Source organism: Paenibacillus sp. FSL P2-0173 (genome assembly GCF_038008045.1).
In the GTDB taxonomy this organism is placed as follows: Bacteria; Bacillota; Bacilli; order Paenibacillales; family Paenibacillaceae; genus Paenibacillus; species Paenibacillus polymyxa_B.
In genome coordinates this window covers 1083394-1096316 of record NZ_JBBOYK010000002.1, presented here as the reverse complement: position 1 = coordinate 1096316, position 12923 = coordinate 1083394, and the positions used below count along the sequence as shown (strand labels likewise).

Sequence of the window (12923 nt, the reverse complement as noted above, 5' to 3'; positions counted from 1 at the left end):
TAATGAACCACATGTCTAGCGTTCCCGCGGACAACCGGATATCCGTAGTTATTATCGCTCAGGATGATGGCACTCGAATCACAGCCGCCATTAAATCCTGCAAGCCCTTTGCGGACGATATCGTCGTCATTGACGGAGGGAGCAAGGACAATACGATTCAGGTAGCTGAATCCTTGGGCTGTCGGGTGTTTTCTAACCCGTGGCCCGGTTATGCCAAACAGCGCATGTTTGGTGTTGAAAAAGCGGAATTTGATTGGATATTCCTGATTGATACGGACGAAGTAGTGGATGCAGAGTTGCTTGGAGACTTGTTGAAAGTAAAGGAAACGCTCCACGATCCGGCCAAAGCATATTCCGTATTCCGGATTGGAGATTTTCTCGGCAAATGGATGAACAAAGGCGAATACCTGGTTCGTTTGTACAATCGGCGTATTTATGGCATTACGAATAGTCTTGTTCATGAAATGCCGGATGTAGCCTCTTCCCAGATTGTCAATCTGGAGGGCGTGTTATGGCACTACGGCTTCCGCAGCATCAGTGATCATATGACCCGTTTTAACAAATATACAGATCTGGAAGCAGAGACGGCATTTAACAAAGGAAGATCCTTTCGGATTACCAGACTGTTGTGGCGGCCTCCTGCCCGCTTTGTGCAGAAGTATTTTGTCCAAGGCTTATACCGCAAGGGATTGGCGGGTTTTGCCGTAGCAGTATTCTGGGTGATGTATGAGTTTCTCGTCTGCTTCAAGCATTATGAGCTAACCAAGCGGCGAAAAAAGATAGAAATCGTGGATGACGGACATACCGAGCAGAAAGGAGAAACCAGCTATGTCGTACAATAACGGATTTCGTATTGCGGCAACGGGGCTTAGCTGGCCGTCCTTGCAGCCAGGAGGCCTCAACACATATTTCAAATCCATCTGCGAGCAGCTTACGTTAGAGCGCAATACGCTGGATGCTCTAATCTGTAGTGAAGAGCAGCCGCAGGCGCCCGACCGTATTCGAATTCATTCGATTGGCAGCAAGCAGCAATCCATGTGGAAGCGTCGAGAGCTAATGCAAAAATATGCAGCAGAGCTGTTCGATAAGCAACCGATGGATGTACTGTATTCCCATTTTGCTCCCTATGGTGTCGGACCGGCGCTGGAGGCGAAAAAAAGAGGAATCCCGGTAGTTACCACCTTTCACGGACCGTGGACGGAGGAAATGAAGATTGAAGGACAGGGCATCAAGCATTTGCTAAAAACGACGTTGGCCAAATCCATTGAAATGAAGGCCTACGGATTGGCGGATAAATTTATAGTGCTAAGCGAAACCTTTCGGGATATTTTGCATGAGCACTATAAGGTTCCACTCAGCAAAATTCATGTTATTCCTGGTGCGGCGAATGTAGAAAGGTTCCACCCGGCAGAGGATCAAGAAGCGGTGCGGAAGCGCCTGAATTTGCCGCAAAATGCGACGATTGTGCTCACCGTTCGTCGTCTTGTTAATCGAATGGGACTGCTACAGCTACTGGAAGCATGGAGACGAGTCACCGAGCGTCATCCTGATCATGTGTTGCTGATTGGAGGGAAGGGCCCCTTGATGGAGGAATTGGCTTCCAAGGTGGAGGAATACAATCTTCATAACCATGTAAGGCTGCTCGGTTATGTGTCGGATGAGGAGCTTCCACTGTATCACCAAGCATCGAATTTGTTCGTTGTACCCACACAGGCACTGGAAGGCTTCGGTCTGATCACAGTGGAGGCGATGGCCTCGGGACTGCCGGTGCTGGCGACTCCTGTGGGTGGCAACAAGGAGATTTTAAGAGGATTCCGTCCCGAGCTTTTGTTCAAGGGAACGGATAGTGAAGCCATTGCTGAAGGGTTGCTGCGTGTGCTGGATCATCGTGAACTTCTACCGAATGCAAGGGAATGCCGGGACCATGTCCTGAGCAGATATACATGGGGACATGTAGCGGAGCAGGTGGAAGAGGTGTTCCGACAGGTCCTTGATAGAAAGGCGGCGGCGAAATGATGAGAGTAGCTTATATTGACCATACGGCAAGATGGAGCGGCGGCGAAGTCGCTTTGTATAACATACTGACGAATATCGGGGAACATATCGACCCGCTCGTTATTTTGGCAGAGGAGGGCGATTTAGCAGATCGGCTTCGGCAGCGTGATATTGATGTGCGCATCGTTCCATTGGACGATTCGATTCGCAATCGGGGACGGAATGCCGTGAATCTAGGTGCGCCTGCAGCAGCTTTTCGTTTGCTGGCTTACGGTAGAAAACTTGCGCCCTTGCTGCGTGAGGAAAAGGTCGTGTGCGTTCACACGAACTCGCTCAAGTCTGCACTGTATGGTACAGTAGCCGCCAAATCGGCGAAGCTGCCCTTGATCTGGCATATCCGTGACCACATCGGTCCGCCGTATCTGAAGCCGATTGTGGCCAAAGGGATTCGGCTGATGTCCCGCTTTTTGCCCAACGGAGTGATTGCAAATTCCAAATCCACGCTGAGTGCGTTGGAGTTACCCCCGGACAAAAAGACGCTCGTCGTTTACTCTGCTTTTGCCAAAGCAATTACAGCACGTGACACGGCTGCGGATTCACGTGGTGATGACTCGTTTAACGTCGTATTGGTCGGCAGATTGGCGGAATGGAAGGGACAGCATATTTTACTGGAAGCGGCACGCTCCTTTTTACCGGATCAGCGCGTGAAATTCTGGCTGGCTGGAGATGCGTTGTTCGGAGAAGAGGAATACAAGCAACGATTAGAGTCCACGATGCGCGAATACGGGTTGGCTAACGTCAATCTGCTGGGACACGTCGATGACATTCAAGGCCTGATGCAGCGTTGTGATTTGCTGATTCATACCTCTATTACACCAGAACCATTCGGTCAGGTCATTATTGAAGGCATGGCTGCGGGTCTCCCAGTGATTGCTTCCAATGAGGGTGGACCCAAGGAAACGGTGGTACCCCATGAAACCGGGCTGCTTATTGAACCGGGTGATCCGGCTAAGCTGGAAGAAGCCATCCGCTGGATGTTGGAGCATCCACAAGAACGTCAGCAGATGGGTGAGAGAGGGATGGAACGGGTCAAAAAGCATTTTGTCATCGAGAACACAGTTAAGGATATAGTTCATTACTATAAGGGTTTGTTGGCAGGAGTCTGACCGACATTCGCGTTAAAGGATGATTCAGATGAAAATAGCGATAGCACACGATTACTTAATCCAAATGGGCGGAGCGGAAAGGGTAGTAGAGGTATTCCACGATATGTATCCGGAGGCTCCTATCTTCACAACGGTGTTCAGCGACGACCGCCTGTCGCGTAACTTGAAGGATGCGGATATTAGAGCCACTTGGCTACAAAAAGTCCCAGGGGTGAAGGACAACTTCAAAGGAGTGCTGCCGCTGTATCCCATTGCTATACGTGATTTTGATTTTAGGGATTTCGACATTGTTTTAAGCTCCAGCAGTGCATTTATGAAAAGCATCCAGGTACCCAAACATACGTTTCACATTTGTTATTGTCACACACCGATGCGGTTTGCCTGGGATTACGATACATATATGGCCCGGCAGTCCAAATCCAACCTGCTCAAAAACATGCTCAAGCTGTACATGAACCGGTTGAAAACATGGGATGCCAAAACTTCTCGCAACGTAGACCAGTTTGTTGCCAACTCTTCGGTTGTTAAACGAAGAATTTTGCACTATTACCAAAGGGATTCGGATGTGATTTTTCCACCTATTAATACATCCCGTTTTAAACGCGCTACAAACATCGGTGACTATTACCTGATCGTATCCCGGTTGGTGTCCTACAAGCGCATCGATCTCGCGATCGAAGCATTCAAACGTAACGGTCTCAAGCTGCGCATTGTGGGTGAAGGACCAGACCGTAAACGACTCGAAGGTATGGCTGCCCCGAACATTGAGTTCCTCGGCAGGCTTGAGGATGAAGAGGTTAACAAGCTGATGGCAGAATGCCGAGCGCTCGTTTTTCCGGGTGAAGAGGACTTCGGTATTACGCCTTTGGAGGCGAATGCGGCCGGACGGCCTGTCATCGCTTTTCAGGGTGGGGGAGCGCTGGATACGATTGTTCCTCATGTGAACGGCGTATTTTTCCGCAAGCATCAAGTAGAGGATGTGCTGGAGGCCGTCGAAAAGGTTGAGCAACATGCATGGAATGTGGACGATATCATTACCCATGCCCGCAAATTTGATGAAGAAAACTTCAAGGATCAATTAAAAAAGTATGTAGAACAAGCCTATGTGAACTTTCTAAAAGGAGGATGAACGGAATGAAGCTGGCTGTAATCGGTACTGGATACGTTGGGCTCGTCTCGGGTGTATGTTTTGCGCAAAAAGGTAATGAGGTGATTTGTGTCGATCTGGAGCAGCACAAAATCGACATGTTGAACCGGGCAGAATCTCCGATTTATGAACCGGGTATTGAGGAATTGATCGCGTTGAATCTGGAAGCGGGCCGGTTGGAGTTCACCTCGGATTTGGCCGATGCGGTACGCCGCTCGGATATCGTAATTTTGGCGGTAGGTACGCCTTCTCTGGCTAACGGCGAGGCGAATTTATCGTACATTGAACAGGCGGCCGCTGATGTTGGGAAAGCCATGAACGGGTATAAGATTATTATGACCAAGAGTACTGTACCTGTCGGAACGAACGAAAAGATTAAGGACGTGTTGGCTCGTCACACGAGTTTTTCTTTCGATATCGTCTCCGCGCCGGAGTTCCTGAGAGAAGGCTCAGCCATCAATGATACGCTTCATCCGGATCGCATCATTATTGGTTTGGACAATACAGGATTGCGTGAAACCATGGTCACTCTGCATCAGGTCTTCACGGATAAAATCTATGTGACGGATATCCGTAGTGCTGAAATGATCAAATACGCGTCCAATGCGTTTCTGGCAACTAAAATTTCGTTCATTAACGAAATCGCTAATATTTGCGAAAAGGTTGGCGCCGATGTAACCTGTGTGGCTGACGGTATGGGTATGGACAAACGGATTGGCTCCTCTTTTCTACAAGCAGGGATCGGGTATGGTGGCTCTTGCTTTCCAAAAGACACAAATGCGCTTATCCAAATTGCAGGTAATGTAGACTATGAATTTAAGTTGTTGAAATCGGTGGTCGAGGTGAATACCGACCAGCGCTTTATGATTGTATCCAAGCTGCGCGAATCGCTGGGTCAACTGAACGGTGTGTCGATTGGCATTTGGGGCCTCGCCTTCAAGCCAAATACAGATGACATCCGCGAAGCTCCAGCACTGGAAATCGTAGAAACGCTCATTCAGGCAGGCGCTATTGTCAAGCTGTATGATCCCATTGCGATGGATAAATTCAAGGAGCGCGTGGATCACCCGAATATTATGTGGTGCTCATCCCCACAGCAAGCCGCTGAAGGTAGCGACGCTGTGTGCCTGTTGACTGATTGGGAAGAGTTCAAAAAAGTTGATCTCGTACAACTGGCCTCCATTCTGCACAAACCGGTTCTCATTGACGGTCGTAACGTATTCGCTGAGGAACAGATCCAAGGCTCCGGGCTGGAATACTACTCCGTGGGTCGTCCGCGGATGAGTGGGTGGAATCGGGATAAGGTGGAAGTTTAAACGTGACAGATTAAAAAGTGACTGTGGCGGGTTGGAGGCGCTGCGCGTTCCATTCGATCTTCCGATCGCTGTTGCAGTGGGATTCTTTGGATTATATAAAACATTCCAAGGTAAGAATCCCACTGCAAAGGCGAACGCTAGCGCTTCTCCAGATTCAAATGGACCGCTCCGCTGCTTTTCCAGCATAGAGTCACAGTTTTTAAACCCCCACCTTATGGGGTGGGAGTAGGAAGGGCGTATCGGAAGGAGCGGCGCGGTTGATGCCGCTCCTTCCGATCAAGCGGCGCTGCGCCGCCCCTGTGGAGCAAGCACTACCATGCGGATACGCTATGCTGCTCCTGCGACGCAAAGACGCCATTGCTGTTGCCGAAGGCGTGAGATTTTTACAGGCTGACCGGACTTAATAATGTCTGGTCGTGCCTTTTGCACCACAAGGTATGATCGATATGATGCATTTTTTGAGTAGCGAAGGGTTGGATTTGAATCTGGAGAAGCGATAGTGTTCGCCTTTGGACCGGGATTCAAACCTTTATACGATTTTATACAATCGAATGAATCCCGGTCCAACAGCGATCGTAAGATCAAATCCAGCCTGTAGCGGACTACTCAACCCTGCCCCATCCGATCACCCATACATTATAGAGAGGAAGTGGAGAGTTATGAAGCTCGTACTTTTGTCTGGTGGTTCCGGTAAAAGATTATGGCCTTTGTCCAACGATTCCCGTTCCAAACAATTTTTGAAGGTACTGGAGAGCCCGGAGGGGATTTCGGAATCCATGGTACAGCGGGTATGGAGACAATTGGGAGACAACGGATTATCAGAATCCTCGTTTATTGCGACAGGGAGAGCACAGGTCGAAATGATCCAGAGTCAGGTCGGGCCGAATACGCGCATTATTGTTGAGCCGGAACGCAGAGACACCTTTCCTGCGATTGCGCTGACAGCGACTTATCTATATTCCATTGCAGGTGTTTCACCTGATGAAATTATAGCAATATTGCCTGTAGATCCTTATGTTGAGGATGCTTTCTTCGCTTCCGTAGCCCAGCTGGAACATACGCTTCAGGAGAGTGAAGGCAAGCTTGCTTTAATCGGGGTTGTCCCTTCCTATCCTTCAGAGAAATATGGTTACATTATTCCGAAAAACGATGCCACTCAAGGTAGCACAGGCTACCGTGAAGTGAGCCATTTTCAAGAGAAACCCGACCGGGAGCAGGCGGAGCGTCTGATTGAACGCAATGCTCTATGGAACTGCGGGGTTTTTGCATTCAAATTAAGTTATTTGCTGGATATCTTGGCATCCAAGGGGTTGCCGCTTAATTATGAAGAAATGCAAAAGCAATACGCATCTCTGGAAAAAATCAGCTTTGACTATGAAGTAGTCGAGAAGGAAAAGGACATCGTAGTTCTTCCGTATGATGGTTTTTGGAAGGATTTGGGTACCTGGAATACGCTCACAGAAGAAATGTCTAATCAACAAGTGGGCAGAGGTGTAGTAACGGAGGATTGCGTCAATACGAGCCTTATTAACGAGTTAGACATTCCTGTGGCGATCATTGGAACGAATGATCTGATCGTAGCCGCTAGCCCGGATGGCATTCTTGTGACCAATAAGGCAGAAAGTCCTCGCATTAAGGAAGTGCTCAAGGCTCATGATCAGCGTCCAATGTATGAAGAACGTCGTTGGGGACAGTATCGGGTTGTGGATTATGTCAAGTATGACGAGGGTAACGAGGTATTGACCAAACGAATCCGCGTACGGAAAGGCAAAAATATCAGCTACCAGCTTCATTTCAAACGAAGTGAAATCTGGACCATTATTAGCGGTGAAGCGGAAATTATTTTGAATGAGAAGCTGCACAAAGTGAAGGCTGGTGACGTAGTACGTATCCCTGAAGGGACGAAGCATAGCATTTTGGCAGTGACCGATGTGGACTTTATTGAGGTGCAGACTGGCTCTGAGTTGGTTGAAGAGGATATTGTCCGCTTTTGTATGGATTGGAATGAAATTTCCCGTCACCAATTTATCTCCTAATTATTTTCGTAAAAACGAAAAAAAGACGAATTCATGAAAATTCATAGCCTAAACTGTCGAAATTGGGCGAAAACCTGTAAATTCATGAACATGACCTATTAAATTTTGGTAAAAAAAAGTCGATACTTAGGGTAAGAAGGAATCCAAACTCCTTCCAACGATAAACGCAGCCCTGTCGAAAGGCAGGTACGCAAAGCTAAAGGGCCTTCCACAAGGATGGCAGCCTGGCTACCGAAAGGAAGAGCGAAAGTGAGATTCAATTTTATTCCTCTGTATCGACTGATACGTCATGTACTCCCCGTTGTTATGCTTTTTTCATTGTTGCCCGTCGGTTTTGGAGATTCTCTGTCGGTGGCGAATGCCGCTTCATTACAACCTGTTAATTCGGACGCTTCTACTCAGGCCCGTGAACTATACAATTATTTACTCAACATCTCAGGGAAAAAAATAGTCACCGGTCAGCATGATTATTTGGAAAGTCCAGATGAATTAAGTAACAAGGTCCAAAAAATCAGTCAGGCATATGTTGGTGTACACGGCTATGAGATGGGAGCTATCTCTGGTCAATCTGACGCTACGGAAGCAGCACAACGTAAAAATGTCGTCGATAGTGCTATCCGTTGGGACAGATCCGGTGGTATTGTGACGATGACTTTTCATGAAGCGCTACCAGGTAGGCCACTGACTTGGGCCAATGTACAGGCGAAAGTAAGTCAGGCAGAGTTCAACAAATACGTGACTCCAGGTACTGCGCAGTATAACCTCCTCATTGCCGATCTGGATAAGGTCGCTGTATCGTTAAAGCAGCTTCGTGATGCAGGGGTTCCGGTTTTGTGGAGACCTTACCACGAAATGAATGGTGACTGGTTCTGGTGGGGAAACAAAACTAATTTCAATCAGCTATGGAATATCATGTATGACCGTTTTACAAACACACATCAATTGAACAATCTGCTGTGGGTATGGAGTCCGAATGCGCCCAATTCGTATACTGTCCCGTATACCCCAAAATACCCGGGGGATGACAAAGTGGACATTTTGGCAGTAGACATTTACAACAATGATTTTAAGCAAAGTCATTACGAAGGTCTGCTCGGGCTGGCACGGAATAAGCCGATTGCCATTGGGGAGCACGGTGAGATGCCTAGTTCTGAGGTATTGCAGGCTCAACCTAAATGGGTATATTCCATGACTTGGGGCAAGATGCTGACTGAGAATAACACAACAAATCAAATTCAGGATTATATGAATGATTCGAAGAGTTTGACGCGGGATGATGTGAAAAATGGGCTGGCAGCAATTGAACAACCTGGGACAGACGTACCGACCTTACCGGACGAGGGACAAAGTGAGCCTATCCCGGCTCCGACTCCTCCTTCCGTTCCTGATGTGGTATATGTGAACGGGCTGCAGGGCGAATATTTTAACAATATGAATTTGAGCGGAAGTCCTGCTTTGATCCGTACAGATAGCAAGCTGGACTACAACTGGCGTGCCAATGCAGCTGATCCAAAGGTGAATGCCGATCAGTTCTCGGTTCGCTGGACGGGTAAAATCAAACCGCAATATAGCGAGACCTATACGTTCACAACGATATCCGATGACGGTATCCGTGTATGGGTAGACGGCAAGTTGGTTATTGACAGCTGGTTCAAACAAAGCTGGACAGAGCGTAAAGGTAGTATTACTTTGGAAGCAGGCAAAATGGTAGATTTAAAAGTGGAATACTATGATGAAAAAGGCGACGCGATGGCACGTCTAATGTGGGAAAGTCAGCATGAAGCGAAAGCGGTGATTCCCGGAAACGCTTTGTTTCTTCCTTGATTGATACTCTTTCCCGGTCAAAAAATTTGAGGAGAGAGGGTGGATCATATGATAAAAAAATGGTTATCCCATAGGTATTCAGTAGTTTTATCTGGACTACTAGCGGTCGTAGCTATAGCGATGATCGCTTGGTTTATATACACGCCTTCAAGAAGCGCAGAATTGCAGACGGATAAAGTAGCGGCTGCCAGTCCAGTATGGAAGCTGGGTCAGAGGGATGACTCTTCAGCGGAATTCAAAGGTGTGGTCGGTAGGGATAATATCGATATTTCTACAGCAGCTGCCTCTACCGAATCGTCTGCTAAAGGATCATTGTCAGCATTGTCGGAAGCAGAGAGTACAATAGTTCCGGTATTGCTCAGCAGTGGAGATATTCCTCCCGGTTTGAATGCGTCCACGAACCCTGAACTGACACTCCAGTATAAGCTGAATCAGATTCCTCCCAATGGTATGATATTCCGTGTTCGGATTTTGGATGCGGGCAAAGCAGTCCCGCAAATGGCTGTATTTTCAAATCATCAGCTGTCCGGTATTATTCAGATTGCCGGGGTTTCCGGTACTGGGAGTGCTTATAATTTCAAAAACAACTACGAGCTGTATATACCCAAAGAGCAATTGCAAAGCGGTGTTAACGTACTCAAGCTAAAGACAGCGCGCTGCCTATACTGCTCCTCTGCAGAAGATAAAAATGTGTGGTGGACTTGGGATGACTTGAGCTTGGAGACGTTAGCTTCACCTGCGACCGAACCGGTACACGGTAAATATATACTGACCGGAACAAATGTGAACAATAAAGAATTTTATTATGATCAGGGTGCAGTTAAGCATTTACCATACGTTCTCAAGTGGCTGGGCATTGCTTATAGTGGCAACGTCATGAGGGTCACCTGTGCCAGTAATGTGGGCAAGGCCTGTACAGACGTGGATGATTACTATCAAACGTTAAAGCAGTATAATATGCAATCGTCTGCTTTGTATTTATATACAGGTGATATTAAGCTGCAAAAAGATGGTTCTCTACCAGAGACGGCCAAGCAAAAGTTGCGCGATTATGTAAAAAAATACGGTTCTTATCTTCAATATTATGAAGTAGATAACGAACCTGGATTATTTAATCGCTCCAAGGCGGTAAACCTGGCTGTGGCCAAGTGGTTGAATACAGAAGGCAAGCAATTGGCACCGCATCTCAAAACCGTAGCACCGGGCTGGGCCTACTGGCCAACGTACTCTACCAAGGCATGCAAAAATCAAACCAGTGGTACGCAAAAATGCGGTGACCCAGATGGATGGGAACGGGACCCGGCGCAACGTAAACAGCTGGAGGAAGTCACCGACCTGACCAATGGACACGCCTATGGTGAATCGTATAATGAAGAGGGCGGGGGCAGCTTCGTCCAAAATTTGAAAACCTTCGGCGGTTCGAGCAATGGACTGGCGAAAAAGATGCTGAACACAGAGTTCGGTACCAATGATACGCATCGAGACAATCCAGATTACGGGGCTAGTCAGCCACAAGCAGCTGCATTCGACCGGATTATGCGTTCGCAAATTGGGTTTGCCGATATGTTTATCCAGCACGCTGCTTTTTATAAAGATTATACGCTGTTTAAAACAGGCTTCGATCTGCAAAGTCATAACCCGGCCAACACAGAAATTTATCCGTTCGGGCAAGGACAGGACACCCGCGTTAAGATCATGAGACGCTTGAGCTTAGCCTATGCCACCCATGGAAAACCTCTGACTTATACAGTGCTGAATCCAGAGGAAACCAAGGATAAGATGGTGTATGTTCGTGCGGTGGATACGTCCAAGCTTAAACCGCTGGCAGGTAGCGGCGCTACTTCAGACAAATTGCTGGTGAATCTAGTGAATTTCGAAGCTACCACGCAGACAGTTCGTGTACGGGTAACGATGCCGAAAGCCGGTTTGTACACGGGTGAACGTTTTGGAGCGGGTTCTACTTACAGTCAGGCACAACGTTCCATATCAGGACTCAAGGCTTCTCCTGCCCTTGATTTTGAAGAAAAGCTGGGTCCTGGTGAAGCGGTACAATATATTTTGGAATTAAAAAGTACAGATCAAACCGCAGCTTCAGCTCCAACAGGGGTGAAGGCAGCCTCTGTTCAGGATGGGGCAGTAAAGATTAATTGGCTTCAGGCAGAAGGCGTATCTTCCTATGATGTGCTGCGTGCTGACGGGACCGACGGGGCTTATCAGGTGATTGCCTCGCAAGTAGCGGGAAGCACGTATACAGACCGCACAGTAAAAGCCGGAGGCCATTATGTCTACAAAGTTCGGGCGACCGGAGGCACTCAGGTTTCCCAGGCAGCCGAGGTCGCTTAATATTAGATCGGAATGTATATAGGACCTTAGATAACGAATACCTAACATCATTTCGAATTAAAACAAAAAAGAACCTATCAGGAGAAAATAGGACCTGACAGGTTCTTTTTTGTTGGAAAATCGTTCTGATTTGCCAATACTTTACGTATAATGAAGAAAAAAATAAGAAAATCCTTTTATATTCTCGTCATAAGACGACAACATTGCAGGTATGTATTCATATATAATAGTTTTGTTCATGACTATACATACATGGTTTGTGGGAAATCTCTTTCCGGTGACCAAGAATAATAAAGCGAGGTTAGTGCTGAATGAACAAGGAGACAGAATTAGGGGTGAACAACCCTCTTTTTCGAAACAACGTACAGAAAGCAGACAAAGCTGCCATCCACTTGGACATCCGGGACATCTTGCTCCAATGTGGTATCACGATACCAGAATGGCTAGAAAGCGACGCTGATGAAACCACATACCGGAAGGACAAGCGCGTGTAAATTCCAACGGCTGGTCTTACTTGATTGAGACGTAAGGCAGTCGGCCGCGTTCTTTATTCCATCATTCGTTCCATTCGGACAAATGCAATAAAACGTTTGGCTTCTTCCTCAGACAAGGTGCGTCCGTCAATGGTCAGGTTGAAACGTCGCAGAATATCCTCGTCGGACAGTTCAAGCTGGTCCACAAATTCCCTCACATCTGAATCCAATATTGCCGCCGGATGGCTCGTACGTCCCACCAAGTAGTCAATCGTTACCCCAAAAATATCAGCGAGCTTGGTCAGGATCTCAAAATCTGGCTTGCGCCTATTTTTTTCATAGTGAGAAAGAGCTGCCCGCGTAATTCCGAGGGATTGCGCTAGTTCCTCTTGTTTTAATCCCTTATGTTCTCGTAATTCAGCGATGCGGGTGCCATAATTCATCTGTTTTTCCTCCTGAAGGCAAGGTTAAGAAAGGTAAAAAAGCAATTTTACGCTTGACAAGATACGTTTTGTATCATAAATTAGTTATGTAAGTTACATAACGTATCTTTATTTCATAGTTTTCACTTATGTCTTCGTTTATATACCCTAAGAGGCCACCGATGATTGAGCATTTTGTGC

At 47.3% G+C, this 12923-nt stretch carries 11 protein-coding genes and 1 riboswitch; of the genes, 10 read left to right on the top strand and 1 reads right to left on the bottom strand.

Annotated elements, in window-relative coordinates; translation table 11 throughout:
* The first annotated feature begins 2 nt into the window (after positions 1 to 2).
* From MKX30_RS15385 to MKX30_RS15340, 10 genes are all read left to right on the top strand, one after another.
* The gene (locus MKX30_RS15385) at positions 3 to 842 is read left to right on the top strand and encodes a glycosyltransferase family 2 protein (RefSeq protein WP_023987421.1); all 840 of its coding nucleotides are present in this window, start codon (positions 3 to 5) and stop codon (positions 840 to 842) included.
* Positions 829 to 2016 (top strand): glycosyltransferase family 4 protein, encoded by a 1188-nt coding sequence (locus tag MKX30_RS15380; RefSeq protein WP_341062960.1) that lies wholly within the window; start codon positions 829 to 831, stop codon positions 2014 to 2016. The genes MKX30_RS15385 and MKX30_RS15380 overlap by 14 nt, the downstream gene beginning before the upstream one ends.
* Positions 2013 to 3161 carry a glycosyltransferase family 4 protein gene (locus tag MKX30_RS15375; protein WP_028543108.1) on the top strand — a complete coding sequence of 383 codons (1149 nt, stop codon included), beginning with the start codon at positions 2013 to 2015 and terminating at the stop codon, positions 3159 to 3161. The genes MKX30_RS15380 and MKX30_RS15375 overlap by 4 nt, the downstream gene beginning before the upstream one ends.
* 28 nt (positions 3162 to 3189) lie before the next feature.
* On the top strand, positions 3190 to 4290 hold the full coding sequence (locus MKX30_RS15370; protein ID WP_023987424.1) for a glycosyltransferase: 1101 nt from the start codon (positions 3190 to 3192) through the stop codon (positions 4288 to 4290).
* 5 nt (positions 4291 to 4295) lie between these two features.
* On the top strand, positions 4296 to 5624 hold the full coding sequence (locus tag MKX30_RS15365; RefSeq protein WP_279831889.1) for a UDP-glucose dehydrogenase family protein: 1329 nt from the start codon (positions 4296 to 4298) through the stop codon (positions 5622 to 5624).
* 257 nt (positions 5625 to 5881) lie between these two features.
* Positions 5882 to 6028 carry a hypothetical protein gene (locus MKX30_RS15360; protein WP_155613653.1) on the top strand — a complete coding sequence of 49 codons (147 nt, stop codon included), beginning with the start codon at positions 5882 to 5884 and terminating at the stop codon, positions 6026 to 6028.
* A 255-nt stretch (positions 6029 to 6283) separates the two neighbouring features.
* Positions 6284 to 7660 (top strand): sugar phosphate nucleotidyltransferase, encoded by a 1377-nt coding sequence (locus MKX30_RS15355; protein WP_013309163.1) that lies wholly within the window; start codon positions 6284 to 6286, stop codon positions 7658 to 7660.
* Positions 7661 to 7815: 155 nt separating this feature from the next.
* A riboswitch (cyclic di-GMP riboswitch) is annotated at positions 7816 to 7896 on the top strand.
* A 13-nt stretch (positions 7897 to 7909) separates the two neighbouring features.
* Positions 7910 to 9484 (top strand): glycosyl hydrolase, encoded by a 1575-nt coding sequence (locus MKX30_RS15350; protein WP_023987428.1) that lies wholly within the window; start codon positions 7910 to 7912, stop codon positions 9482 to 9484.
* A 48-nt stretch (positions 9485 to 9532) separates the two neighbouring features.
* Positions 9533 to 11827 (top strand): hypothetical protein, encoded by a 2295-nt coding sequence (locus MKX30_RS15345; protein WP_341062959.1) that lies wholly within the window; start codon positions 9533 to 9535, stop codon positions 11825 to 11827.
* Between the two features lie 311 nt (positions 11828 to 12138).
* Positions 12139 to 12321 (top strand): hypothetical protein, encoded by a 183-nt coding sequence (locus MKX30_RS15340; protein ID WP_071559043.1) that lies wholly within the window; start codon positions 12139 to 12141, stop codon positions 12319 to 12321.
* Between the two features lie 53 nt (positions 12322 to 12374).
* Here the strand turns inward: MKX30_RS15340 and MKX30_RS15335 are convergent, their stop codons facing one another.
* Positions 12375 to 12743 (bottom strand): helix-turn-helix domain-containing protein, encoded by a 369-nt coding sequence (locus MKX30_RS15335; protein WP_023987431.1) that lies wholly within the window; start codon positions 12741 to 12743, stop codon positions 12375 to 12377.
* Positions 12744 to 12923: the final 180 nt, after the last annotated feature.

Bases quoted from the DNA above. Each gene is read 5' to 3' on its own strand.
- MKX30_RS15385 (WP_023987421.1), top strand. From the start codon at position 3: ATGAACCACATGTCTAGCGTTCCCGCGGACAACCGGATATCCGTAGTT.
- MKX30_RS15380 (WP_341062960.1), top strand. From the start codon at position 829: ATGTCGTACAATAACGGATTTCGTATTGCGGCAACGGGGCTTAGCTGG.
- MKX30_RS15375 (WP_028543108.1), top strand. From the start codon at position 2,013: ATGATGAGAGTAGCTTATATTGACCATACGGCAAGATGGAGCGGCGGC.
- MKX30_RS15370 (WP_023987424.1), top strand. From the start codon at position 3,190: ATGAAAATAGCGATAGCACACGATTACTTAATCCAAATGGGCGGAGCG.
- MKX30_RS15365 (WP_279831889.1), top strand. From the start codon at position 4,296: ATGAAGCTGGCTGTAATCGGTACTGGATACGTTGGGCTCGTCTCGGGT.
- MKX30_RS15355 (WP_013309163.1), top strand. From the start codon at position 6,284: ATGAAGCTCGTACTTTTGTCTGGTGGTTCCGGTAAAAGATTATGGCCT.
- MKX30_RS15345 (WP_341062959.1), top strand. From the start codon at position 9,533: ATGATAAAAAAATGGTTATCCCATAGGTATTCAGTAGTTTTATCTGGA.
- MKX30_RS15340 (WP_071559043.1), top strand. From the start codon at position 12,139: ATGAACAAGGAGACAGAATTAGGGGTGAACAACCCTCTTTTTCGAAAC.
- MKX30_RS15335 (WP_023987431.1), bottom strand. From the start codon at position 12,743: ATGAATTATGGCACCCGCATCGCTGAATTACGAGAACATAAGGGATTA.